We start from the raw sequence: 26,765 nt of genomic DNA, 5'->3' as shown, positions 1-26,765 counted from the left end.
CCTGATCATTTATTAGCATGAAGCGAGCGAATGGGTTTACCCCTTACTAGCTCCTGCTGTCAAGCCATCTACTAGCAGACGTTGCAAGAATACAAACAAAATCATAATTGGAATGGAGATCAAAACCGCACCCGCAGAGAACAAGGTAAAGTTAGTGTTTTGATTGGTGTTAACCATATCCCACATCCCCACTGCAACTGTCCAGTTCTCCTTAGTCCGCAGAATGAGTCTCGCAAAAATGAAGTCCACCCATGGTCCAACAAACTGAGTCAGCGCCATATATGTGATCATAGGACGTGACAAAGGTAAGATGATTCGCATAAATATTCCGAAATTGCTCGCCCCGTCAATACGAGCGGCCTCATCCAAGGAACGAGGAATCGTATCGAGGAAACCTTTGGCGATAAAGGTCCCTCCCAGCGGCGCCCCGGCCGCATAAACAATAATTAACGCAATATGTGTATCCAGCAAATTAAACTCTTTAAGCAGCATATAAATAGCGATCATACTCATAAAACCAGGGAACATACCAAGAATCAATACGGTGGATAACGCTGTTTTACGCGCTTTAAACCTGAATCTGGATACGGCATAACTGGTTAACAAAGTAAGAACTACCCCGATAAGCATCGAGAACACAGCTATTTTCAAGGTATTGGCATACCAAGTCCCAAACATATAGCTGGGTGATGTGAACAATTCTCTGTAATGTGATAAAGTGAATTGCTCGGGAATAAACGTTTTGCTGTACAATGATTTACCAGGTCGGAAAGAAGCTAAAAGAATCCAAAGGGCAGGATACAGTGCAGCTATCGACAAAGCAATCAAGATAATATAACTACCTGCTAAGCGAATAAAGTTCGCGACTTTTCTGCTCATTGGATCATATCCTCCTCTTTAAATGACTTCGTCCGGCGGTAATTGTACAGGGAGAATGAAGCGACAATGATAAAGATAATAATCCCTATTGCCGAAGCCATGTTGTTTTTATTCTGATCTAGCGTTAATTTGTATAACCAGGTTACTAGCAAGTCCGTAGAACCGGCATATTGATAGTCACCATTTACCGGACTACCACCAGTTAATAGGAAGATCGCGTTAAAGTTGTTGATGTTACCTGCAAACTGCGTAATCAAGGTTGGTGCTGTAGAGAACAAAACCATCGGCAACGTTACGATACGGAACTTCTGATAACCCGATGCTCCATCCACCTCAGCAGCTTCATACATATCCCGTGGGATAGTAGTCAGAACGCCCATGATAAGCAGCATAGAAACAGGAATACCTACCCACATATTAACGATAATTACGGTAACCTTAGCCCAGAATGGGTCAGTCAGCCACGGTAAACCATCCAATCCAAAATACCCCATGTATTGATTGATAGGCCCGAATTGACCGTTAAATAAGTTGCGCATGAGCAGAAGCGAGATTAACTGTGGCACCGCGTAAGGCACAATCAGAATTACTCTCCACATTCCTTTGAAGCGAATGCCCTTCTGACTCACCAGCAAAGCGACCAACAGTCCTCCGAAGTATGTAGTAATGGTTGAAAGAACTGCCCATATAATTGTCCATGTTAATACACCATAAAAAGTGTGGCTCCATGTCTTAAGGACCAATAAATTACGAAAGGTCTGAAATCCAACCCAGTCCACCAATTTGGCGGGTGGAAGATGATCAGGTGCGGAATAGTTCGTAAAGGCCAACAGGATCATGAAGATAATTGGCATAATCGTAAAGAATAGAACACCAATGCCCGGCAAGACTAGAAACGCTTGAGCAAACTTGTAATCCAGGATATAACGAACACTTTGTTTAAAAGTGTTTGCCTGAAGACCGTTATCACGTTTTTCTCCAATCTTGTAAGCATCTCTGATATTCAAATACCACGCGATAATCAATAGAATAAGAATAAGGATGGTGATCAAGCTTTGGATCATGATATAAATCGAGTGATCACCGGTAACCATCTTGGCGATCCCCTTCACTTTAACCAGACGACTCGGATTCTCTCCTAGTGTTACGATGCCCCATAAAGAGTTGGCAAGGTTCTCAATAAAATAAAAAACGGCTACAGCTTCTACGGCTAAATATAATATTCCTTTAACGAATTGGCGGTTATATATTTGTCCCAATCCCATAAAAATCGTCGACAGTATTGCGGCCCTCGTGCGATGTCGTTGCATTTCGCTTCCGTTCTCCTCTCCGAGTGAAAATAAGAAGCTGCCAGCCGCTAAACATGCGGCGGGCAGCTTGATTCACTGTATGCTGTTAAGACAGTGAATTATGATCCTTATTGGGATGCACTGTTATTCAAATCTTTGATTTGTTGTACAGCTTTGTCCATTGCTGCTTTTGGATCCCCATTTTTATCCCAAATTTCTGGAAGGGCAGCATTCACTGGGCTCCATACGTTACCCATTTCAGGAATAGAAGGCATCGGTTGGGAGTTCTTAGCTTGTTCTGCAAAAACAGAGACATATGGATCGCTAGAGATCTGTGGATCAAGAAGCGCCTCGTTGTTTGTAGGAACCGAACCAATCGTTTTGTTCAGTAACAGCTGAGCGTCTTTGCTTGAAGCAAAATTCGCATACAATTTAGCAGCATTCGGATATTGAGTAAACGAGTTAACTGCGAAAATTTTAATACCAGAGAATGTAATTGCTGTTTTGCCATTCACTGTAGGGATTGGAGCAATACCAAGGTTGTCACCAAGAGCTTCTTTGTATCCTCCAAGCTCCCATGGACCTGTGATATCCATAGCTACATCACCAGAGTTGAACAAGCTGCGTTTAATATCACTGTTGATATCACCACTCTTAATTGGCAATGCTTCCTTCAGTTTCACAAATTCTTTAAGTCCTGCAATTGCACCATCGTTAGCAAGACCGATATCATCTTTATCCGTACCATCCTTACCGAAGAGGTATCCGCCATCGGAAGCGATAAACATGTAGTTGAAGTACAAGTTTCCTACTTCCCACATAATCCCATATCTATTTTTCGATTTATCCGTGAATGTTTTGCTGAATGCAAGAACATCATCAAATGATTTAGGTGCTTCTTTAACAAGCGATTTATTGTAGAACAATGCATAAGTTTCTGCTGCTCTTGGGTAACCATACAATTCGCCTTCGTACGAAGATCCGATAATCGAAGCTTCAGTATTGTTAGCTTTTGTTTCTTCACCGAAGACATCGTTAGGAAGAACCAAGCTCGCGCTTGCCGCTTTACCTAAGTTATCGTGAGGGATAAGAATAACGTCTGCCGCTAATCCTGAAGGACCATCTTGAGTAAGTTTAGTTACTTGATCTGGTGGTGCCAATTCTTCAACCTTGACTGGAACGTTATATTTTGCTGTGAACTGTTTAGCAATCTCATCTGCAAAAGGTCTTTCTTCTTTACTTTCCCATACAACTAGAGTTGCGCCATCTTCAGGTACAATTTCATCTGTTGCTGCTGCATCTGTGCTCTCTGGCGCTGCAGTCTCTGTAGTAGCATTATTAGTTGCTTTTGCTGCGTTGTTGCCCCCGTTATTCGTACTGTTGTTGTTCGAACCGCATGCTGTAACGGACAGAGCCATTGAGAAAGCTGCGGTGATAACCATCATTTTTTTCAATTTCATTACTTTAACCCCTCCCAATTTTTAAAAACGTAAGATGGAAAATAGTAGTGCTGCAATCTGCGCAAACGATTTCAGAAAGGCTAAAAAAAAAGTTCTTCTTTTAGCTTGCTCCTTCTGTATCTGCATTTCACAGGTAAGAAAGCGCTTCATTCATGAGTACATCATACAACAGTAACGATTGTTTTTAAAAACGTTTGCATATACTGTATTGGGTCATTTTCCATTATTTGATATACATTATAGGCATATATCTCCATTTTTCACATGATATCTTTTAATTAGTCGATAATTCATGTGTTTATTATTGGAATATCTATTTTATTTGCCCCTAATATGCCACATTTTCTCTATTTCAAGAGATTTCTCATAAATTGCCCTTCACAATGCTCGTTTACTTTAGTGAAATTTAGTGCAATGGTTTGAACAAGAGTATTGAAAGCCCTTTTATTCCATGCTATAATCCAAAACGTTAAGAGGCTGTCCAGCATGAAGCACAACATCCCTTGTCTGCCTCCTGTTCTATATAATTAAAAGGCAATGTTACTTATCAAAGGTACAACCTCGGGCAAGCTACTTCGCGGTGGTTGTGCCTCTTTGTTATGTGCTACTCTGCTACTGATTTAGTGCATGTTGCATAAAAAACTGTGCAACCAATAACAATAGCGACATTCTACATTCCACGCGCTCTGTGGAGTATCGTCCGGGAATAGTTTATGCTTTCGAGAAAGTAACGCTAACAAAACTTAGCCTATGCTTTCGATGTGGTTTTGCCGAAGTATCCGGGGAAGTAACGCTAACAAAACTTAGCCTATGCTTTCGATGTGGTTTTGCCGAAGTATCCGAGGAAGTAGCGCTAACAAAACTTTAGGAGGATTTATCATGTTACTGGAAGCAGTGTATCATCGTCCGCGGTTAAATTGGTCTTATGCCTATAATGAAAGTACGATTCACCTGCGTCTACGCGCTAAAAAAGGGGATTTAACCGAAGTGTTCGCCTTTGCTGGAGATAAATATGCTTGGGATACCACAAAAGAGCTAATTCCCATGACCCTCTTCACCTCCGATGCTATGTTTGACTATTGGGAATGTGCTTCAGTACCTCTCTACCGCCGCTTGAAATACGGCTTCTTACTTCAAAAAGATAACGAACGAATTTGGATGACCGAAAGTGACTTTCAAACGGTGCGGCCGGAAAACCCAAACAAGCTGTTCGAATTCCCTTTCATTAACCGCGTTGATGTATTTGCTCCGCCTGCCTGGGTAAAGGACGCTGTTTTTTATCAGATCTTCCCAGAACGCTTTGCAAATGGCGACCCAAGCCTTGATCCGGAAAATGTTCAGCCATGGGGCTCCGAACCAACACCAACCAATTTTTTTGGCGGCGACCTGCAAGGGGTTATTGATCATTTAGATCATCTTAACGAGCTTGGGATCACCGCTATTTATTTCACACCTATCTTTGATGCAACTACTAATCACAAATACGATACAGAAGACTATATGAAAGTCGATCCGCATTTTGGAGATATTGAGACTTTAAAAAAGCTCGTCGATAGCTGCCATAAACGTGGGATTCGTGTCCTGCTAGATGCCGTATTCAATCATTCTGGCAAAACCTTTGCTCCTTTTGTAGATGTTCAAGAAAAAGGAGAGGCTTCCGCCTTTAAAGATTGGTTCCATATTCGTAAGTTTCCGCTTCAGATTGAAAACGGTGTCCCTACTTATGACACCTTTGCTTTTGAACCGCTAATGCCAAAGCTAAACACAGAACACCCTGAAGTTAAACAATACTTACTGAAAGTCGCAGAATACTGGATCAAAGAAGTCGGGATCGATGGCTGGCGTCTGGACGTTGCCAATGAAGTGGATCATGATTTCTGGCGGGAATTCCGCAAGGTGGTTAAACGTGCTAATCCTGAGGCCTACATATTGGGGGAAATCTGGCATGAATCTGCACCTTGGCTGGAAGGCGATAAATTTGATGCCGTTATGAACTATCCTTTCACTGACGCCGTCCTTGACTTTTTTGTGCATGGCACTCTTGATGCTGAAGGATTCGCCAATTCCATTGGTAAACAGTTATCACGCTACCCGCTGCAGGCTAGTGAAGTTGCTTTTAATCTGCTGGATAGCCACGATACTCCACGACTGCTTACGCTGGCTGCTGGAGACAAAAACAAGATGCGATTAGCGGCACTGTTCCAATTCACCTTTATGGGCACTCCCTGCATCTATTACGGTGACGAGATCGGCATGGACGGTGAAGGTGACCCTGGTTGCCGCAAATGCATGGAGTGGAACCCTGAAAAGCAGGATCGAGAGCTCTTCGAGTTCTATCGTCAGCTTATTAAAATACGCAATGACCACCCTGCTCTCCGCACAGGTACATTTACCTTCCTTGAGGCAGGACAACAAGGCAGCAAGCTAGCCTATGAGCGCCGGCTGGATCTGCAGACGATTGTGGTACTAATCAACAGTGAAGAGACCGCTCAGACCTTCCGTATTGACGTAGACGAGCGGGATTGGGAGAACTTGTTTACAGGCGAAACACTACGCACAGAACGTAGCAAGCTGAACGTGAAGATGCCAGCCTATGGATTCGCTATCCTAAAAGCAATCATCTAAAAGACTTCTTTTCTTCCCACTGCCCGGCCATACAGCATAACAAAAAAGGGTATCTCGCAAGCGATAATCGCTTCGGGATACCCTGTTTTCTTTTGGAGCATACTAAAATGCTAACCGCTGCTCAAACTAAGGGGTGCCAGAATTCAGCACACCTTAGTTTAGCCTACTTGCTCAGCAGCGTATAAATAACCTGTGCGCTTTCTGCGCGTGTCATCCATGCTTTTGGAGCGAATCGTTTGTTCTCTCGGCCTTGCAGGAGTCCTAAGTCTGCTGCAGTCTTCACATAGGCTTCCGCCCACTTGCTAATACTTGAAGCGTCAGTAAATGCCGTAGAGGCTGCTACAGGTTCAAGCTTCTTACCAGACTTCACTTCAAGTGCGCGGATCGCCATAACGGCCATTTCCTCACGGGTAATTGATGCATTCGGCGCAAAAATATTATTACTCCGTCCACTAACAATACCCAGCTTAGTAGCTGTGGCTACATATGAGGCATACCATGCATCTGACCTGATGTCAGTAAACAGGACCTGCCCTTCCGCTTTTAAGCCAAGTGCACGTACTAGTAGTGCTGTAAATTCCGCACGGCTAACATTACTTTTTGGATCAAACTCGGAGGTAGTAACCCCTGACACAATTTGTTTGGCGGCAAGTGATTGAATCGCCTTAAATGCCCAATAGGTTGCAGGAACATCTTTGAACGACTTATCGATTTCAAGCACAGCATACTTACTGAAGTGTGTGACTTGTGCCGTGATCACCTCTCCATTCAGCTGTCCTCCCACGTACTCTAACCCGCCATTATCACTTAAATAATAGATTCCGATTAAGTCTTTATTGAATTGCCCTTTAATCTTGAATGAGATCGTAATCGGCTCATCGAACTGCTTAATTACAATCCGAGTACCGTCTTTCATCAGCACGCTAAGTCTGAATTCAAATACATCGGAAAGAGAGCTACCATGAGCACTGTCTTTGTTTAAACCGTCTACTATGGCTTTCGCAGCAGACTGCGCCAGTGGGTTCAGTTCAAGCAAGATTTGGGCACCTACCCCATCAATACCTGAAGCTAAACTTGGCAATGTACTTAAAAGCTGGCTAGGGATAGTAACTAACAGATCTCCCATTTTAAATACAAGATCATTAGTTCCTAGTATTTGTGCAGCTTGTAAAGGTAAGCGTACCGCTGTCTTACCGGCAGCAACATCAATTTGCACCTTGCCTTCTTTACCATTCTTCAAGCTATCCTCATTCACAACCTGAGTATCCGCTGGCGGCGTAGGGCTAGGGTTAACAACAACTCCAGAGGTTGGTGCCGCTGTGGCTTCTGGCGTTGGTGTCACCTCAGGCGACGGTGTCACTTCTGGTGTCGGCGTTGGCGTCGATGTTGGTGTCGGCGTCGGCGTCGACGTTGGTGTCGGCGTTGGCGTCGACGATGGTGTCGGCGTCGGCGTTGGCGTCGATGTTGGTGTTGGTGTTGGCGTCGACGTTGGTGTCGGCGTCGGCGTTGGTGTCGGTATAACATCCGATACCTCCGCCAAAATAACCGTGCCTCCATCATCTCTGCCTGGCAGATCAATATTTACCTTTTGATCTTCGGAAACCATGTATGTTTTACCGCTGTATTCATCGGTTACCGATGAATTGGCAGCAAACGGTACTGGAATCGTTACAGAATTCCCACTAGTTTTAGTATTGATTACCGTCACTACGTTCTCATCTTCATAAGATTTGTTGAAAGCTAAATAACCTGAATCATCTGAACCTGCGAGCTTCGTGCGCGCACCTTTGGAATACACTTTGGAGTACTTCGCACGGATATTCAACAGCTTTTGATAATGGTCATGTAGTGGCTTCTCTGCCGTCAATTGATCCCAAGGCATATCCTTACGGTTCTCACTGAATTGACCTTCAGACATATTTCCAGCATTGCTTCCGGAATTCCCCAGTTCTTCTCCGTAGTATATTACCGGCTGTCCTTTGGCGGTAATTTGCAGAGCTGCAGCAATCTTCAGCTTGCCTTTATCGCCTCCCACATAATCAGACAAGAAACCATTCTCATCGTGACTGCTCAGGAATTGAGCCATCATCTTCGTATTGTCGATCTTTAATTCACGTTCCTGCAGATAAGCATCCACACTGTTTACCTTACCATTTGCAAAATCTCTGGCTGCATCTTTAAATCCAAAATCAAGCAGACCATCCATCTGGCTAGTTTCGAGCATTCCACCATTGTTATCAATGGTTCCACCGAAGTATTCGCCGGTCATTTTGAAGTTTGGATCAATCGCTGTCAGTGCATTTTTAAAGGCTTTCCAAGTCGTATCATCCACGTGCTTGACTGTATCCACACGGAAATAATCAATCGTGTCTCCACGTTCCGTACGTGCGTTGTCTAACCAGCCTGTTTGCCAAGCGATAATTTTTTCACGAACGGCTGGATCTTCCGTCTTGAAATCTGGCAGGAAAGCAAGCTCACCCTTAATTGGATCTGTATCTGCGGATACACCATCCGTGCGCAGCATCCCTTCGAAACGTGCTTTATCCTCAGCTGTAATTGTCGGATAGGTATCCTCAGCTTTCAGACCGTAACCCGTATGATTGAGTACAACGTCAACCATGATCTTGATCCCTTTGTCATGCGCCTTTTCGATTAGCTCCTTGAAGGTTGCCATATCGCCAAGATGCTCGTCGAGCTTGGTAAAATCTTTTGCCCAATACCCATGGTATCCATATTGTTCGCTGCCAAAGTCAACGCCTTTGTTAAAATCAATATTATCTACGATTGGCGTGATCCATAACGTGTTAATTCCTAGCTCTTGCAAATAATCGAGATTGTCGATCATCCCCCGGAAATCTCCACCATGATAAGCTTCCAGATGATCTTTATTTACATTCTCATTATTCGTTGGGTCACCGTCTTTAAACCGGTCTGTAAGCGCGAAATAAATCCGGGCCTCATCCCAATCAAAATCCAGCTTATCCCCTGTATAGGTTCTTGCCTTTACCTCAAGTGTAGCCTTTTCCTTATGTGCATTGCCGTATTGGTCTACGAGCGTAATCGGAATATCCTTGATGCCCGCTGACACCGTGTCTTTCACAGCAACCGTTTGTTTCAAGAGTTCCGTATCCAGCTTAACTTTGCTAGGTCCTCCAAGATTGGTTAAATCCATATATGCTTCAGAGTAAGTTACTTCTTCCGAAGAGGAAGCGTTGATGCTTACAACAGCATTCTGATTGGATGTGACTGCCTCTGGACTTACGGATGCCGTAATCGTAACGACAGGTTGATGATAATCAATAACAGATTCATCATTCACCGTATTCTTTGGATCTGTAATTTCGGTAGTGACGCCATCTTTAGTAATCAAGAAAGTATATTTATACATACCTTCTTTTAAATCAGCCAGTGTATAAGTGAACCACTCGTTAGCCGGATCATAGATCATTGGATACGAAGTGCCGTTCACTTTTACTTTAGCAGCTGTTATTGCGTCCATATTTCCATTACGGAACAAAGCGTCGTCGCGGTATCTGAAAGTAATCGTTCCATCTTTTAAAATAGGGCCGCTAATACTTGGTTTGATATCAAGCTCTTTAACCATACTGGTTACATATACCTTAGTGAACGGTTCACCAGGGGTCAACGGTATGACACGATCGTCCGGGTAGTCTTGTTTTCCCGTGTTCCAATCCGTACCTTTGCGCAGGACAAATCCAACGCTTGTTGCATTCTCCGCAACCTCAATCAGAACGCTCGCTGTGCCATTCTTAAAGGTTGTGAAATCAATCTGGTCATTTTTAGCTCCGGTGTTCCAAACCCAGATATTCCAATCCTTATAGTCCTTATCGCTACGGGTATAAGTGAATTGAACATAACGTTTGTCAGTAACTTTAACGGTGATGGTTGTGGAAACACCCTCATAAGAGATAGTAAGGGTTGCCGTTCCTAGCCCAACCGCTTTGACTAGACCTTTATCAGTTACTGTAGCCACTTCAGGTTTATTGGAAAGGTAAGTAGCCTTCTTAGTAACATTACTTCTGCTATTGTCATCATATTTCGCAAAAACAGCGGTTTGATGCGTATTTCCTGCTGCCAGCGTGTAGCTTGCACTATCTGTTTCCAAAGAGGTCAGCGTAACTGGTGCAGCTTCCTTTTGAATAATCACAGCCGTCAAAGGCTCTAATGTAATTGAATTTGCTGTCAAAATAAAACCTGTCTGCTGCGCAGCCGGTATCGCTGTAACACCAGCTTCATCGTTGTCCACAAGCACTTGACCACCCGTCAAATCCTCAGATAAGGTCAGCTTTCTAGTTGTGCTGTCACCATTCATGAAGACATAATAGATGCCAGTACCATCTGTTGCTTTGTTGGAATAACCGATGACAAGATCGTTATCCTTCATTTCTGGAGCAGGGATCAGGTTAATGTTAGAGTCAACCAAATCCTTATCGCCCAATCGGAAGGCATCCGTTGATTTTCTTAGCTCCATCAGACCCGACGTATATTTTCTTGTCGTGTTCTGTACTGGGAACTTAGATTCATCCGTTGCTTTGGTCCAATCAAACATGTTAACTGCATCCGATGAATCGTAAGAATCATGAATGAAATAGCCAAACGATTGGTTGTTATTGTCGAACATCTCTGTGAATTTATCTTCAGGATCCGTTGTGCCCTTCCACTGCTTAGTCCGCCCATATTCCTGACCGGCATGGATGAAGGCTGTACCTTGAGAAGTTAATACGAGCATATTTCCTAATCTGATCCGCTGCTGAATTTCAAGCTCATTCTCAGCAATATCCGGATCCTTCTTGATCGATTGTGCTATGACATCATGAAGTGTCAGATTATCATGAGCTTCGATATATGGGACGATATCACCCGGATCATCTGCTGGTGTATTCGAAGGTTGAGCTTTGATATTGTCCAGGATTGTAGCGATCGGACGTGCTCCACCGGTAATAAATCTAGGCTGACCTTCGGAACCATAACCAGACTTCAATTCATTACGGAATTCATCGGAGAAAACACCGACACTATCCGTTTTGTCCATCCAATCCTGATCTGCACCTTGCCCAGCGAGAGAAGGATCAGCCGCAGCGCCGCCGAATGTTCTCCAGCCTTCACCAATAAAGAGTGCCTTCGGATTCACTGCTGCCGCGGCATCATAAGCATGCTGAACAGCATCAGCTGTCGCATCGCCCATCATATCCCAGCGCATTCCATCGATCTTATACTCTTCAAACCAGTATTTTACCGAATCAACCATCAGCTTCTCAGCCATTTTATGGTTGGTGGCTAAATTGTTGCCGAACCCCCCGATAAAGTTGCCGTTTGCATCTTGGAAGGCATAATAATTAGGTACGATGTCGTTTAAAAATTCTTTTTTAGCCATGTGAGTATACACTACGTCCAGAACGACACCCATTCCAGCTTCATGCACGGCATCAATCAAACCTTTTAATTCTTTAATCCGCTCTTCTGGATCGGCAGGATTCTGTGAATAAGCCCCGTCCGGAGAGAAATAGCTGTGAGGATCATACCCCCAGTTGTATTCATTGTTTTTTGCGGAATACTCTGGCTCTCTAGTCCCCATCTTCGTCTCATCCCCGTAATACCAAGCCATCACAGGAAGCAACTGAACATGCGTTACACCAAGAGATTTAATATAATCAAGTTTCTTTTCAAAAGCGCTATAAGAACCCCATCTTTCCCCACTCAGACTATCCTCGATCGATACATCTGATGTAAAATCTCTCACGTGGACTTCGTAGATGATGGCGTCCTCACGTTTTTCGTAGCCTTTTATATCAGCATACCCAAAGGTATCAGGGTTCGTCTGGCTTAAATCAACGATAGCCGCTTTGCCCACTGTATCCCCGCCGGCACCAGCAGCACCTGTGGTATCCACAGTGAATACCGCCATTGATTTAGCATAAGGATCAAGGACCTTATGGGTTACACCGTCATTCGTTACTTCGTATTGATAAAAGAAACCCCTTACATCTGTTGCCGTTGTGCCTGTCAAATCAGCTGGCTTCAGCTGGACTGACCAAACCCCTTGCTCGCCGAGTGTTAAAGCAACACTACCCACTTGCACGTTAGAGTCATTCTTATCGTAAAGATTTACAACGACTCCGCTTGCTTTAGGTGCCCATAATTTCAATGTGGCTGTTTTGTCAGCATTATACGTAGCTCCAAGATCGTCTCCTGTATAATTGTACATTTCATCAAGCATTCTCCAGCCACTTGCGGCGGAGACTGTTTTACCTGAATAGGTAACGCTAAGCGGAACTTTTTCCAAATCAAAAGCTTCTGTATCCACTTCGATTGAAGTTTTGCTTGTAAGGGTTACAGCAGAAATCGGGACTGCAGCACCCTCTTTATCCTTAACTGTAATTGCTGACTTTAAGGCTGCTGGATCCAAACCGTCAGTCAGTGTGAAGCCGAGAAGGATTTTGCTCGTCGACAACACCTCTGCGGATACTAAGCCAATTGGTGTCTCTCCAAACGGAGAAACATAAACATTGTTGTCTCCTTCTTTAACCCATAGCTGATTGTATCGATCCAGCAGGCTAAAGGTTTTATTGTCACCGTCCTTATCACCGTTCGAAGGTTTCATCACAATAAAGCCAATTTTCTTCGCGTTCTCAATAAGCGGAACATCAACATATGCACCATAACGATCTGTTTGATCTGCCACAAAAGGAGTGGCACCAGACGGCCAATTTTCGGATGGGGCTACGACGTCATCCCACAGCCACAGTCCGTATTGATCATGATTTGTATCAGCTCTGGTATAGTGAATTCGCACTGTATTAGGAGCAAGTGCAACTGGTTCATACGGTGTTACATCATTTGACCCTTGCTTGATCCAAATTTCATTCGTCTCAGGCGTGTTAATGGCAAAGAGTTTATCGCCTTCATCCTTAGCCTGAGTGACTCGGTTTACCACAAGGAACGAAATTTTCTTGGCCCCATCCTTCACTGGCACGTCAACATAAGCACCATAAGAATCGATTTGTCCTTCAGGAAATGAAGTTGCACCTGTTGGCCAATTTGCCGAAGGGGATTGAACATCATCCCATGTCCATAATCCCTGATTCTCATAGTCACCAGCTGTCCGATTGTAGTGAATACGGATGTGTCCAGCCGGAACAGGGGTAACCTCAACAGGTTCAGAAGGAATTTTATATTCAGCTGTCACACTGCCATCCAGTGGATTAAATTTAAAGGTAACCGGCAGATCGGAAGGAAGACTCAGATTATTAGCAGTTTCGGGATACAATTGATCCCCGGCTTCACCGTCTCCTGGAACAGAAACTTGGTAGGTGTAATCTCCCTTAGGAAGGGTAGCCACCGTACTGTAAACATCATCAAAATCAGGATCAGATAATGTGGTAAGTGCTTCTGCCGGCAGGTTTCCTGTCAATCTTGGTAATTTAGCGGAAGCAATCGGTGTGTAATACGTGGAATCGGCTATTTTATGAGTTAAGTCATTATAATAAAAGGTCACGGCAGTCTCTGTTTCTAGCTTGATATGGATATTCTCCCCATCATTGCTCCCCTGAGGATTGGTGTAACTTGTGAATCCATAATTCTCATCCCATAAATCATTTAGAGTAACCTTGTAGTTATATTCTCCTGCTGGCAGAGTGCCTGTAAAAGAATATAGGCCATTATCTGAATAGGTCATTTGGGTAACTACCGATGTCTCATCCCAATCCTTACCCGGCGTTTCCGCATCTGTCGATGTAAATTTAGACTGCAGATCCCCGACCAACACAACCTTCGTCGTTGCTGCTGTAACATTAACAGGATGTAGTCCAAGACCAGAGAACACGAGAGCAATGATCATAAAGATCGCAAATGCCCTCTTCCCCCATAAACTTATTTTCATTTTTGCAAAACCTCCCATAATTATGAATTCCTTTTTGCAAGCGGATACATGATTTTACAAACCCCACCAATTTATGAGATTATAAATCATGCGAATTCCTTCTGAAGGTGAAGAAGGTCTATATGTAGGGCTCGTCAAGCCAATTCAACGCTGTCACCATCCTTCTATCAAAGTAAAAGCTTGATACATCATGTCGAAATTAGTGCAATCGTTTGCAAAAAGCTATGCACAAACACTAGTCCATAAAACCCGATCGTTAGTGCAACTGATTACAACCTAAAAATACCCAATGAAAACGCTTGCTGTATTTTGATTTACATACTAATGCCGAATTTACGGTATTGTCAACCAGTATTTTCTAAAATAAAAGCTCAATTTAAAGCCGCAATAAAAACGAAACTTGTTCTTCCCTTCCTTTCAGCTAAGTTCTTGCATCCTTTAAGCCATACGTTTGCATTCAGCGAATGCTCTTTTCACAAAATTCAGACCGCATTTATACATATTAAGATCAAAATTCCCGAATCATTCATACTTTTTTGGTGAAAAGCAACAATATTGCATTGAAATTTCTTGTGTTCCTTCCAAAAGTAGCAATTTCCTCCTTTTGAATGACTTTATCTATTTACAATTTAGAACTCTTAGATTAATATTACTGTGTAAAGCAAACGGTTCCATAAGGAGGTTTCAATGACAGTTACCATTAAGGATGTGGCCAAGAAAGCGGGAGTATCTCCCTCCACGGTATCCCGGGTATTGTCCAACCATCCCAGAATCAGCCTGGAAACTTCCCGCAAAGTTAAAGCTATTATGGAGGATATGGGCTATACCCCTAACATGATGGCTAAGAGCTTGGTGTCGAAAACTACTAACAGCATCTGCTTCAGTCTTCCTAAACCTGCTGAAGAGCTGTTCTCTAATCTATTTTTTATGGAATTAATTCGCGGGATCGTTACACAAGCCAGCCGTTCCGGTTATGATGTGCTGATAAGCTCCGGAGCGAACGAGAAAGAAGAACTGGAAGCCGTTTCACGACTTCTGAAGGGTCGCCGTGTTGACGGCGTTATTCTGCTTTACTCTCGTACGGATGATGCCGTTATTGATTTTCTAGAGAGCAACGATTATCCATTCGTGCTTGTTGGCCGGAGTGATAAATATGAGAATATTTTATCAGTCGATAATGATAATGTGATGGCAGCATATGATGCTACGAACCACCTCATTTCCATGGGGCATAAACGTATTGGCTTCGTAAGTGGACCACCTAATCTAATCGTTTCTCGTGACCGTCTCGCCGGATATCGTAAAGCATTGCAGAATAGCGGTTTAGAAATGCGGGATGAATGGATTGTAGAGGGTGAATTTCTACAGGATAGCGGCTATAGAGCGATGTCCTTTTTCATGAATTTGCCGAATCGACCCACTGCGCTGGTAGCGGTGGATGACATGGTATCGTTCGGAATTTTGCGCGGGTTGAATGAACTGAAATACAAGGTTCCAGACGATCTCGCCATTGTAAGCTTTAACAATATTCCATTATCTGAATTATCTAGTCCTCCGATCAGCAGTATTGATATAGGAATTTATCATCTTGGCTACACCGCATCACAAGTACTTATCCAAAATATCAAGAGTCCGGATAACGGTTCAGGTCATACCAACCGATTTGTCATTCCCCATCGTCTGATCGTGAGAGAGTCATCCATGCACGCTCAGGCAAAGCATAAAACCGAATGAATAAGTGAAGCGTTTAATCGCTTCATTTATTTTTTGAAAATCTGTACAAACGTTTGCGCTAAATCATACAATACTTAATGATCCAGTTCTTTATGGGTGATTTCTAGGATCTTAGGTTAGGATAAACTTACACATCTTAATCAAAGTTTAAACGGTTTAATAAGATTCTAATACGGCATCCGCTGGATCACGACGCTGTCAAAACTTTTAGGAGGTACTACAATGTCGGAAATTAAAGCCTGCTTGTTCGACTTGGACGGAGTAATCGTCGATACAGCCAAATACCATTATATCGCTTGGAAAGAGCTTGCAGATGGACTGGGGTTTCTTTTCACAGAACAAGATAACGAACGCCTTAAGGGAGTCAGCAGAACGGCTTCACTAAATATTTTGCTGGAAATCGGTGGACTAACGATTGCTGAAGAAGAGAAAGCTAAGCTTGCGGAACAGAAAAATAATCGTTATGTCGAATATATTGCGAAAATGGACAGTTCTGAGATTCTGCCAGGTGCGCTTGATTTCCTAAAAGAGTGCCGTACGAATGGCATCAAAGTCGCTCTCGGTTCTGCCAGTAAAAACGCTATGACGATCTTGAATAATACCGGATTAACCCCTTACTTTGATGCAATCATCGATGGAACTCATACTAGTGCTGCTAAACCAGATCCGGAAGTGTTCCTGTTAGGAGCCAAAGCACTGGATGCCGCACCTGAACATTGTGTAGTCTTCGAAGATGCGGAAGCGGGAATTGAGGCTGCTACCCGGGCCGGTATGTTCAGTATTGGCATTGGTTCGCCGGAAACCCTCAGTGCAGCGAATATTGTGGTTCCATCGCTCGCTCATATGAGTGTGTCCATGCTCAAAGAATCTTTTGCATAAATATAGTGAACATAATGAACTCAAATAGTACTGATTTGAGTTGTTATGGACATTCCTACCAGAGATTAAATGAACTAATAATTAATCGTTAACTTTCTGGTGATGAAGTGACGGAGAGGAATTTTGAAACTGTAGAAGCATAGCGTTCGCCTTTATAATCAGATTTCATCTGCAAAATGTGGTTTAAATATAGAAATCTGATTATAACAGCGATCGAAAGTCCAAAGATTCATCGCAGTCACTTTTATATCACCGGAAGTTTAACAAAAGATTTGTTCATTTTATATATCCCCCTAACATATTTAAAGGAGCGGTTATCGTGAAACAATATTTAACAATTGATGAATGGTCCATTATTGAGGAATCCTTTGATCCACAGACGCAAGAAATTTCTGAAAGCGTATTTAGTCTTGGTAACGGATTTATGGGTGGCCGGGCCAATTTCGAAGAGCAATATAGCGGCAACAGCCTGCAAGGCAGCTACATGGCGGGCGTCTACTACCCTGACAAAACACGTGTCGGCTGGTGGAAAAACGGCTATCCTGAATATTTTGCCAAAGTACTTAACAGCACGAACTGGATCGGTATCAACATTGATATCGAGGGTACCCCCCTTGATCTGGCAAAGTGCACCGTTTCCGAATTCCGCCGTGTACTTAATATGAAAGAAGGAACGCTCTCCCGTAGCTTCACTGCCACTCTCGAAGATGGTAAGGAAGTTAAAGTAGAAAGTATCCGGTTCGTAAGCATGACTCGTCAAGAAATCGGCGCGATTCGCTATTCCATCATTCCTGTTAATTTCTCAGGCAAGATTACGATTACTCCTTATCTTGATGGTGATGTGAAGAACAAGGATTCCAACTATGACGAGAAATTCTGGAATGAAGTTGAGAAACAAGCGGGACCTGATCATGGACATCTCACTCTTAAGACTAAGAAACTCGACTTCCATGTCACCTCTGCTATGGCTTTTGATATCCTTGTCAATGGTGAGAAGGTAACTGCCGAAGCAGAAGCGATCGAACAAGAGAAATATGTAGCCTGCAAACTGGACGTAACCGCACAAGCGGGCAATCAAATCGTCATTTATAAATATGTAGCCAATGTTACTTCTCGGAATCACGGTCTGGGACAATTGGTCGACGCCGCCCAAACTGCTCTGCAAGCTGCTAAGGAAGCCGGATTTGTAACTCTTTTGACCGAACAAATTGAAGCTTGGAGAGAAAAATGGAAAGAAAGCGACATCATCATTGAAGGTGACGTTTCGGCTCAGCAAGCGATTCGCTTTAATATTTTCCAACTCAATCAAACCTATAATGGTGAAGATGACCGCCTGAACATTGGCCCGAAAGGTTTTACCGGTGAAAAATACGGCGGCAGCACTTACTGGGATACAGAGGCGTATTGCGTTCCCTTCTATCTCAGTACGGCGGACTCCTCCATTGCCCGCAATTTGTTGATCTACCGTTACAAGCACTTAGAGAAAGCTAAAGAAAATGCCCGTAAGCTTGGATTCAAAAAAGGTGCGCTATACCCAATGGTTACGATGAACGGTGAAGAATGCCACAACGAGTGGGAAATTACATTTGAAGAAATTCACCGGAATGGTGCCATTGCCTACGCCATTTACAACTATGTGAACTACACCGGAGACAAAGCTTATCTGGGACAATATGGCCTTGAGGTTCTCGTGGAAATCTCCCGCTTCTGGGAAGAACGTGTTCACTATGCATCACGCAAAGACAAATACGTAATGCTCGGCGTAACGGGCCCGAATGAATATGAGAATAACGTTAATAATAACTGGTATACGAACCGTATGGCTTCGTGGACTATGGAATATACCATGGAAGCACTGGCATACTTGCAAGAAAATGAGCCTACTCGTTATGCTGAGCTAGTTGACAAACTAGGGCTGCAAGAGAGCGAAACTACAAAATGGAAAGACATCATTGCTAAGATGTATTATCCTGCGGATGAAGAGCTGGGTATCTTCTTACAACAAGATGGCTTCCTGGACAAAGAGATCATTCAAGTCAAAGATCTGGAACGTGAGCATCTGCCACTTAACCAAAAATGGTCATGGGACCGTATCCTGCGTTCTTGCTTCATTAAACAAGCAGACGTTCTGCAGGGATTATATTTCCTGGGTGACCGTTACGATCTCGATACCAAAAAACGTAACTTCGACTTTTATGAACCGATCACTGTTCATGAGTCCTCCCTTTCCCCTTGTATCCACTCCATTCTAGCCAGTGAGCTGGGATATAAGGATAAGGCCTATGAAATGTACTTGCGTACTTCAAGACTGGATCTTGATAACTATAACAATGATACAGAAGACGGCTTGCACAGCACTAGCATGGCTGGTACTTGGATGTCAATCGTACATGGTTTCGGCGGACTCCGCGTGCATGACGGCAGATTGACACTAAGCCCATCTAACCCAGGTCACTGGACCGCTTACTCTTTTAAAATCATGTTCCGCGGCTCCCGTCTGAAAGTAAGCGTTACGGATGCACAAGTTACTGTTACGAATGAAACTGATATCCCTGCTTCTATTACTATCTACGACAAAGAATATACCGTAAACGGACTAAGCAGCATCACTGCTGATAGCAATTCCGTCACAGTATAAAACTTACACCCAAGAGACCCTTGAAGCTTAATGCTTTTGGGGTCTCTTTATTTTTTAGGAAGATAACTTATATAAGGAGTGATTTTGAATGAACAGAACCTTTTGGAAAGAAGCCGTTGTCTACCAAATCTATCCCCGCAGCTTTCAAGATAGCAATGGTGACGGGATTGGAGATCTGCAAGGAATCATTTCACGTCTGGATTATTTGCAAAAGCTAGGTGTCGACGTAGTTTGGCTGTCACCTGTATATAAATCGCCAAATGACGATAACGGTTATGACATCAGCGATTATCAAGATATTATGGATGAGTTCGGCACATTGCAGGATTGGGAAGAATTACTGACTGGATTGCACGCCCGTGGCATAAAACTAATGATGGACCTTGTAATCAATCATTCCTCAGATGAGCATCCTTGGTTCGTAGAATCCCGTTCTTCAAAAGATAATCCATATCGCGATTACTACATTTGGCGTCCGGGTGGACCAGATGGTGAGCGCCCCAACAATTGGAGTTCTGTATTCAGCGGCCCGGCTTGGGAACTGGATGAAACCACTGGTGAATACTATCTGCATCTGTTTTCGCGCAAGCAACCGGATCTCAACTGGGAGAATCCGCAGCTGCGTGAGGAGTTATACAAGATGATCACCTTCTGGCTCGACAAGGGTGTGGATGGTCTACGAATGGATGTAATCAATATGATTTCCAAAGTGGAAGGTCTCCCTTCCTCTCATAGAGACGGCCTTGCTCCCGGGGAACTTGCTTGGGGCGGCGAATATTATATGAATGGACCACGTGTTCATGAGTTTTTACATGAAATGAATGACAAAGTGTTATCCAACTATAACATTATGACTGTCGGCGAGACTCCTGGCGCTACAGTTGAAGATGCCATCCTTTACACGGACGAGGAACGCAAAGAGCTGCAAATGGTATTCCAATTCGAGCATATGGATGTGGACTCGGGTCCTGACGGCAAATGGGACGTAGCCCCGTGGACGTTGTCGAAGCTGCGCGATATTCTTCATAAATGGCAAGTGGGTCTGGCGGATAAGGGTTGGAATAGTCTTTATCTTAACAATCATGACCAGCCACGTATGGTCTCAAGATTCGGGGATGACGGTAAGTATCGTGTGATCTCTGCCAAAATGCTCGCTACCTTACTGCACACGCTGAAAGGGACACCCTATATTTATCAAGGCGAAGAAATCGGGATGACTAATGTAAAGTTCACAGCCATTGAACATTATAAAGACATTGAAATCCTCAATATGTATCGCGAAAAGGTTACCGAAGGCGGCGCTGATCCTAACAGCGTGCTAAACGCTATTCATATCAAAGGCCGTGATAATGCGCGCACTCCGATGCAATGGGATGATTCTGCGAATGCCGGCTTTACTGAAGGGGAGCCGTGGCTCAAAGTTAATCCGAACTACAAGGAAATTAACGTGGAGCAGGCCCTGGCGGATTCGGATTCCATCTTCTATTATTACCAAAGGCTGCTTGCTTTGCGCAAAAAAAATCCGATCATGGCTTATGGCGAATACAAGCTACTTTTGCCAGAGCATGAGGATATTTATGCCTATACGCGTACTCTGGATGACGAGAAGTGGCTAGTGCTGCTCAATTTCAATGAGGTTCCACAGACTGTTGATCTTTCCGCAGAGCTAAGTAAGGCTACGGAACTTATTATTGGAAATTACCCTGATGATGCACCCACACGGGAATTATTACGACCTTATGAAGCAAGAGTGTATCGATTGAAAGACTAACTTTGTCTATCTTCCTGAGTTATACTATTTAGGATGATTTTTTATGAGATTATCCTTCTGCCTGCTACCTGTCATTAGAGAGCACGGAATAACAGGATTTTGCAAATGCAGCCTGATAGTATGAACTTAAAGGGAGATGACGGACTTGGAATGGCTTATCCGCATGAAAGAAGCTTTAGATTATATGGAGAGCAAGATGGAGGAATCTGTGACCATTGATGAAATCGCCAAGGTTGCTTACTCCTCCCCCTTTCATTTCCAGCGCATGTTCAATATGCTTACCGGAGTATCTATTAAAGACTATATCCGTAAGCGCAGATTAACTCTGGCTGCACAGGAGCTTGCTATTTCTAAAGTTAAAGTGCTGGATGTTGCACTGAAATACGGATATGACTCGCCCGAGTCGTTTGCCAAAGCATTCCGCAAGGCACATGGAATTACTCCTTCTGCTGCGCGGGAGTCAGGGGTACAGCTCAAGGCTTTCCCTAGACTCTCCTTCCATCTATCACTGAAGGGAGATAAAGAAATGGACTACAGAATTGAGAAAAGAGACGCTTTTAATGTTATCGGACTAGTAGAGGAAATGACAACGAAGGATGGGGAGAATCTGCGCCGCATCCCTCAGTTGTGGATAGAAGCTAATGAAAATGGTACGTCGGATAAGCTGATTGAGCTCGGTGAAGATAAGGATTTATTAGGCATCTGCTCTGACATGAACCATGATAAAGAAACCTTCTCCTATTGGATCGCTGTCGAAGCTACTCCAGAGACTGATGCACAGGGCTTTGCTTCTACAACAATCCCAGCTGCAAGTTGGGCTGTGTTCACCTCAGTAGGGCCGATGCCTGATGCGATCCAGCAGGTATGGGCACGCATTTTCCAGGAGTGGTTCCCTTCCACAGGCTACGAGCACACAGGCGGACCTGAGTTTGAGCTATATCTTCCAGGGAGACCAGACGCAGAGGACTATCGCTGTGAGATATGGATCCCTGTTACGAAAAAAGAATAGAACTAAAAAGACTATCGAAATCCCGATAGTCTTTTTTCTTGTGATTGCCTACTATTTCATTTTGAGAATTGGCATAGTCTTGGTATAATAAATAGATTATGTAGTTCTATAATGATTATTGATTATTGTCATCCGAATTATCGGTGAAGGAGAATTTCATGTCTACTGTAAAAATATTTTCAGACAGCACTTCCGATTTACCTCAAAACTGGAAGGATACTTATGACATCGGCATCGTTCCTCTTTATGTTGTATTTGAAGAAGGTACCTACAAAGATGGTGAAGATATTACACCCGAGGAAGTGTATCGCCGTGTAGCCGCTAGTGGAGTATTGCCGAAAACGGCAGCACCTTCGCCAGCAGATTTCATTGCTGCATTTCAACCCGTGATTAGCAGCGGACAAGATATTGTATATATCAGTCTCTCCTCCTCACTATCCTCTACATATCAGAATGCACTTTTGGCTGCCGGGGAATTTCCTGAGGGACGCGTACAGGTTATAGATTCACAAACCTTGTGCGGAGGCATTGCCCTCCTTGTTATGAAGGCTGTCAGAGCTGCTGAAAAGGGCCACTCTGCCGTAGAGATTGCAGCCATGCTGGAGCACAGCCGCAGCCTTGTGGAAACTGAATTCGTTGTGGATACGCTAGATTACTTATATATGGGTGGACGCTGTTCAGGCATGCAGAACTTCATCGGTAGTCTGCTCAAAATCCGTCCTGTTCTTAGACTGGTAGATGGAAGCATCATACCTACCAGCAAAATCCGTGGCAAAAAAGAAAAAGCTGTGGAACAAATGCTCCAGAACGCTTTGGTTCATGTCGATCGAATGGATAATGAGTTACTCATCGTGGTCCATACCTTGGCGGAAGAAGATGCGCTCTATCTGGAGGCAGCACTACGAGAGAAAACTCAAGTTAATGAAATAGCAATCCTCCATGCGGGTTGTGTAATTGGCAGCCATTGTGGGCCGCATACTGTAGGTCTCATGTATATGCTTCAGGACTAATAACACACAAATCTCCGGCCATTGCTTCTTAAGCAAATGGACCGGAGATTTGTGTGTAACCCCCCTAGTTTGAAGTTACTTCCAGCTCTATATCTTCTGCTCTGCAAGGCAACATAAAACGAAACGTAGAACCGTGATTCTCTTCACTTTCTACAAAGATCGTCCCACCCATCAGCTCCACAAGCTGCTTGCAAATCGCCAGTCCCAAGCCTGTGCCTCCATATTTACGGTTTATGGACGGATGCAGCTGTGAGAAAGATTGAAACAATAGATTGAGTTTGTTACCGGCAATTCCTACACCTGTATCCCGCACTGAAAATTCCAACAAAAATTCTTGTTCATCAGATAGTGGAATGTTCTTCACCGATAGGGTCACGCTCCCACGTTCCGTGAATTTCAGCGCATTGCCTACCAGATTCACGACAATCTGCCGCAAGCGGATCGGATCAGCAATGATTATGGTTGGAACGCTAGTATCCATCCACCAACGTAATGCCAGCTTCTTCTCTTCCGCTTTCGGTGCAAATAAATCAATGACGTCTGAGATCATCTCGCGGAGATCAAACTTCTCGGATTGCAGTGACATTTTACCTGCTTCCATTTTGCTGAAATCAAGAATATCATTCAAGATCTGTAATAACGTATAACTACTGCTGCGTAAAATCTCGGCATAACCTCGCTGCTCTTCTCCAAGTTCAGTATCCAACAATAGATCAGCCATTCCGATCATCCCGTTCATCGGCGTCCGAATTTCATGGCTCATCATCATTAAGAAATCAGATTTGGCTTGCGCTGCCTGCTCTGCTGATTCTTTCGCACGAATGATTTCTCGCTCATTCGTAATATCACTGAAGGCAATAACCGCACCTGCGATCAGCCCTTCATCAATAAGAGGTGCTACCCGATAATTAACAAAAAAACTGGTGCCATCCTTACGCCAGAAGATCTCATCATCTTTCTTGCGGATGACTCCATCCTCTATCGTAAGACTAATCTGGCAATCAGGTGTCGAATAACGCGAACCATCACCTTGGATATGATGGATATAATCCATAAGCTTCAAACCCATCAATTCTGTTGGTTGGTAGCCTAACATATCCGCTGCCTCACGATTAATAAATAGAGCACGCCCCGTTGTATCCAGCACAAAGATTCCCGCGGAGACGGAATTCAGAATGAGGCTCGATTGTTTATCCTTCACAGCTACTATTGAGCTATCTTTGGAGCTTATCTCCACTTCGCCCGTGATAGGTAATTCAGTATCTAAGGTGTCCGCTAATTCATCTAGCCAGTCTTGTAACAATTCCGCATGTAAAAGAGCGCTTCCGTTAGCCACTTGGGTAATCGCGAATACCCCGGCGATCCCTTCTTCCGTTCTGATGGGTAAAAGTTTAACGCCTACGCAATCCGAGCCTTTTTTGGGATTCTCTAAATCTTGTAGCTCAAAGCTTGAGGAGTTCCCCTGCAGAGCAGCCTCAAAACTAGCAATATTGCCAAGATTTTTTCTCTTTGCTGATATCGGACTTGTATTTTGCAACTTCGCTTCTGCGCTCAAGCCTAGATGAAAAGTTCGGTTGGTTCCTACGCAGCGACCTTGTCTATCCAGAACGAATATCAAATCAGGATGTTGGTCATATAACGATTTATAAGCGCTCTCTTCCGAAAGCAACCGTCTCAGAATGGACGTCCAGTCTTTATCCACAGTTCACATCCCCTCAGGCTCTCTCATCCATTATCATTACCCCTAAACGAGCAATGTTCATCTAAAATTTAAAATATATTTCATATCTATTATATCAAAATTACGGAAATCAGTCGTAGATAAACGTCAAATCCCCCCTTTATAACCCCAATCACGATGCTTTTTCATCGTTACAAAAGGGTTATAAAAGGGGGTGAATTCCGAATCTATTAGGCTATATCTTTATGTTCAATGTTGCGAATAGCCATATAGGCAATACCTGCTCCTAGCAATCCAAGTGAGATCGACACCGCCGCTAAATTACCTAAGCGAGCTTGATCAAATCCCCCAGAAATTAAGGAGGTAACTAACACAGCTGAGACGATGGTGGCAGGGACCGATTTTTTCTTCATTCCAAAGTACAATGGGATTAGAGCAATACCCGCTGCGTAAAAAGCGTTTGCGCCTAACTTAATCAGCTCTGAAGTGATTACATGAAGGGTCAGTTCACCCGGAATAAGCCCTGCAAAGGAATTGAATCCTATTAGGATAGCGCCGACTACAATGTCTGCCACGATTATGGCAACAAATGTGAAGGCGAACACTATCAATATTTTCGCAGTCATCAGCTTTTTACGTGAGATAGGATACATGAAGAGAAGAGTAATGGTGTTGTTCTTATACTCATCAATCACCAGCTTGCTAATAATAACCGAAGCGAAAATAATATAAGCAGCCTTTACAAAAACGAACACGCCCTCAAACAACTCTGCATAAGAAGCAAATGACGGTTCGCTCTCATTTTGATCAACGAATAAAACCATAATCATAAACGCAAGAATCGCAAGATTGACGATTGCTGCACCTGTAAGAAGCGTTTTTAGCTTATTCTTCCGAATTTCCAAAGATATTAATTTAAGCAATGCCTTCACCCCCAATCAATTGCAGAAAATGATCTTCCAGCGTATGTTGTTTTTTGCTGATACTTTCAATTTCCACATCTGCTAGCACTAACGCCTTATTCAGATCACGTTGTGAGATTCCACCGTCATATATTCTAACTGTAATATGGTCCAGCACTTTGAAATTATTAAGCCCAAGCTTATGCTCCAACACATACACTGCTTTATTAATCTCATTCGTAACCACTTCGATATATTCAGTATTTTGGCCACGAATGGAATCCATCGCCACTTCTTCTACCAGAGCACCCTGCCGGATCACACCGATCGTATCAGCAATCTGCTCTATTTCCCCCAGAATATGACTAGATACAAGTAACGTCATTCCATATTCACGGCTAAGCATCCGGAACACTTCACGCATCTCCTTGATTCCCACAGGATCTAGCCCATTAATCGGCTCATCCAAAATGAGCAGCTCAGGTTTCGTCATGAAGGCTCTGGCAATACCCAGACGTTGCTTCATCCCAAGTGAAAATTGCTTCACCGGCTTTTTATCGACACCTGTGAGCTTTACCAGCTCCAGCGCTTCACCAATCGCTTGCGGATCATAATAGCCCATGTACTCTCCGTGCAAAATCAGATTTTCTTTGGCTGTCAATTTATCATAAAACACTGGATATTCAATGATGCAGCCCATCCGCTTCAGCATTTCGTAAGAATGCTCAGTCATTTTTTCATTAAAAAATTCAATTTCTCCACTCGTAGGTTTAACGAGGTTCGTGACCATTTTCATCACGGTAGTTTTGCCAGCACCATTGGGTCCAAGAAACCCGTAAATTTCACCTTGCTTAATATTCATATTCACATTGCTGACGACTTCTTTACCTTGATAGGTTTTCGTTAAATTTCTTGTCCGAAGTATTGTAGTCAATTCCGCGCTCCCCTTTGTTTTCGTCTCGTCTTCCTTAGTTCTTATTGTACACAG

The 26,765-nt window shown here is 43.6% G+C and carries 14 protein-coding genes; 7 read left to right on the top strand and 7 right to left on the bottom strand.

Annotated features, from left to right (window positions below):
* Positions 1–36: 36 nt before the first annotated feature.
* The 3 genes from NST40_RS08535 to NST40_RS08525 all read right to left on the bottom strand — a co-directional run bounded on the left by NST40_RS08535 (position 37) and on the right by NST40_RS08525 (position 3,628).
* Positions 37–879 (bottom strand): sugar ABC transporter permease, encoded by an 843-nt coding sequence (locus tag NST40_RS08535; protein ID WP_076126471.1) that lies wholly within the window; start codon positions 877–879, stop codon positions 37–39.
* Positions 876–2,189, bottom strand: a complete 1,314-nt coding sequence (locus NST40_RS08530) for a sugar ABC transporter permease (RefSeq protein WP_036684375.1) — start codon at positions 2,187–2,189, stop codon at positions 876–878. The genes NST40_RS08535 and NST40_RS08530 overlap by 4 nt, the downstream gene beginning before the upstream one ends.
* A 107-nt stretch (positions 2,190–2,296) precedes the next feature.
* Positions 2,297–3,628, bottom strand: coding sequence for a maltose ABC transporter substrate-binding protein (locus NST40_RS08525; RefSeq protein ID WP_076126469.1), 1,332 nt, complete (start codon positions 3,626–3,628; stop codon positions 2,297–2,299).
* 879 nt (positions 3,629–4,507) lie between these two features.
* Here NST40_RS08525 and NST40_RS08520 point away from each other — a divergent pair.
* Positions 4,508–6,253, top strand: coding sequence for an alpha-glycosidase (locus NST40_RS08520; RefSeq protein WP_076277540.1), 1,746 nt, complete (start codon positions 4,508–4,510; stop codon positions 6,251–6,253).
* Positions 6,254–6,416: 163 nt separating this feature from the next.
* Here NST40_RS08520 and NST40_RS08515 read toward each other — a convergent pair whose 3' ends face one another.
* Positions 6,417–14,153 carry a pullulanase gene (locus NST40_RS08515; protein WP_342410591.1) on the bottom strand — a complete coding sequence of 2,579 codons (7,737 nt, stop codon included), beginning with the start codon at positions 14,151–14,153 and terminating at the stop codon, positions 6,417–6,419.
* Between the two features lie 687 nt (positions 14,154–14,840).
* Between NST40_RS08515 and NST40_RS08510 the strand changes: the two genes are divergently transcribed.
* From NST40_RS08510 to NST40_RS08485, 6 genes are all read left to right on the top strand, one after another.
* Positions 14,841–15,887: a LacI family DNA-binding transcriptional regulator gene (locus NST40_RS08510; protein WP_076218409.1), complete on the top strand. Its 1,047-nt coding sequence runs from the start codon at positions 14,841–14,843 to the stop codon at positions 15,885–15,887.
* Between the two features lie 222 nt (positions 15,888–16,109).
* A complete protein-coding gene (gene pgmB / locus NST40_RS08505) occupies positions 16,110–16,766 on the top strand; it encodes a beta-phosphoglucomutase (protein ID WP_076218408.1) in 657 nt (218 codons plus the stop codon).
* Positions 16,767–17,085: 319 nt separating this feature from the next.
* Complete coding sequence (locus NST40_RS08500; protein WP_076277542.1) at positions 17,086–19,404, top strand: glycoside hydrolase family 65 protein; 2,319 nt, start codon at positions 17,086–17,088, stop codon at positions 19,402–19,404.
* A gap of 88 nt (positions 19,405–19,492) precedes the next feature.
* Positions 19,493–21,175: an alpha-glucosidase gene (locus NST40_RS08495; RefSeq protein ID WP_036684397.1), complete on the top strand. Its 1,683-nt coding sequence runs from the start codon at positions 19,493–19,495 to the stop codon at positions 21,173–21,175.
* Between the two features lie 145 nt (positions 21,176–21,320).
* Positions 21,321–22,184: an AraC family transcriptional regulator gene (locus NST40_RS08490; RefSeq protein ID WP_179087039.1), complete on the top strand. Its 864-nt coding sequence runs from the start codon at positions 21,321–21,323 to the stop codon at positions 22,182–22,184.
* Positions 22,185–22,342: 158 nt separating this feature from the next.
* The gene (locus NST40_RS08485; protein ID WP_076126458.1) at positions 22,343–23,194 is read left to right on the top strand and encodes a DegV family protein; all 852 of its coding nucleotides are present in this window, start codon (positions 22,343–22,345) and stop codon (positions 23,192–23,194) included.
* Between the two features lie 64 nt (positions 23,195–23,258).
* Here the strand turns inward: NST40_RS08485 and NST40_RS08480 are convergent, their stop codons facing one another.
* The 3 genes from NST40_RS08480 to NST40_RS08470 form a co-directional block, all read right to left on the bottom strand.
* The gene (locus NST40_RS08480; protein WP_076218404.1) at positions 23,259–24,896 is read right to left on the bottom strand and encodes an ATP-binding protein; all 1,638 of its coding nucleotides are present in this window, start codon (positions 24,894–24,896) and stop codon (positions 23,259–23,261) included.
* A 209-nt stretch (positions 24,897–25,105) separates the two neighbouring features.
* Complete coding sequence (locus NST40_RS08475) at positions 25,106–25,807, bottom strand: ABC transporter permease (protein ID WP_232061220.1); 702 nt, start codon at positions 25,805–25,807, stop codon at positions 25,106–25,108.
* Positions 25,791–26,711: an ABC transporter ATP-binding protein gene (locus NST40_RS08470; RefSeq protein ID WP_076126453.1), complete on the bottom strand. Its 921-nt coding sequence runs from the start codon at positions 26,709–26,711 to the stop codon at positions 25,791–25,793. Before NST40_RS08470 ends, NST40_RS08475 begins: the two co-directional genes overlap by 17 nt.
* Positions 26,712–26,765: the final 54 nt, after the last annotated feature.

Origin of the sequence: Paenibacillus sp. FSL R10-2778, from assembly GCF_038593035.1 — a bacterium.
Lineage (GTDB): Bacteria > Bacillota > Bacilli > Paenibacillales > Paenibacillaceae > Paenibacillus_AQ > Paenibacillus_AQ odorifer.
The sequence above is the reverse complement of the archived record's forward strand: the minus strand, read 5'-3'. Positions and strand labels throughout refer to the sequence as shown.

What these genes read in the sequence shown, in the direction of transcription:
- NST40_RS08535 (WP_076126471.1), bottom strand. Translation starts at nt 879, where the DNA reads ATGAGCAGAAAAGTCGCGAACTTTATTCGCTTAGCAGGTAGTTATATT.
- NST40_RS08530 (WP_036684375.1), bottom strand. Translation starts at nt 2,189, where the DNA reads ATGCAACGACATCGCACGAGGGCCGCAATACTGTCGACGATTTTTATG.
- NST40_RS08525 (WP_076126469.1), bottom strand. Translation starts at nt 3,628, where the DNA reads ATGAAATTGAAAAAAATGATGGTTATCACCGCAGCTTTCTCAATGGCT.
- NST40_RS08520 (WP_076277540.1), top strand. Translation starts at nt 4,508, where the DNA reads ATGTTACTGGAAGCAGTGTATCATCGTCCGCGGTTAAATTGGTCTTAT.
- NST40_RS08515 (WP_342410591.1), bottom strand. Translation starts at nt 14,153, where the DNA reads ATGAAAATAAGTTTATGGGGGAAGAGGGCATTTGCGATCTTTATGATC.
- NST40_RS08510 (WP_076218409.1), top strand. Translation starts at nt 14,841, where the DNA reads ATGACAGTTACCATTAAGGATGTGGCCAAGAAAGCGGGAGTATCTCCC.
- pgmB (WP_076218408.1), top strand. Translation starts at nt 16,110, where the DNA reads ATGTCGGAAATTAAAGCCTGCTTGTTCGACTTGGACGGAGTAATCGTC.
- NST40_RS08495 (WP_036684397.1), top strand. Translation starts at nt 19,493, where the DNA reads ATGAACAGAACCTTTTGGAAAGAAGCCGTTGTCTACCAAATCTATCCC.
- NST40_RS08485 (WP_076126458.1), top strand. Translation starts at nt 22,343, where the DNA reads ATGTCTACTGTAAAAATATTTTCAGACAGCACTTCCGATTTACCTCAA.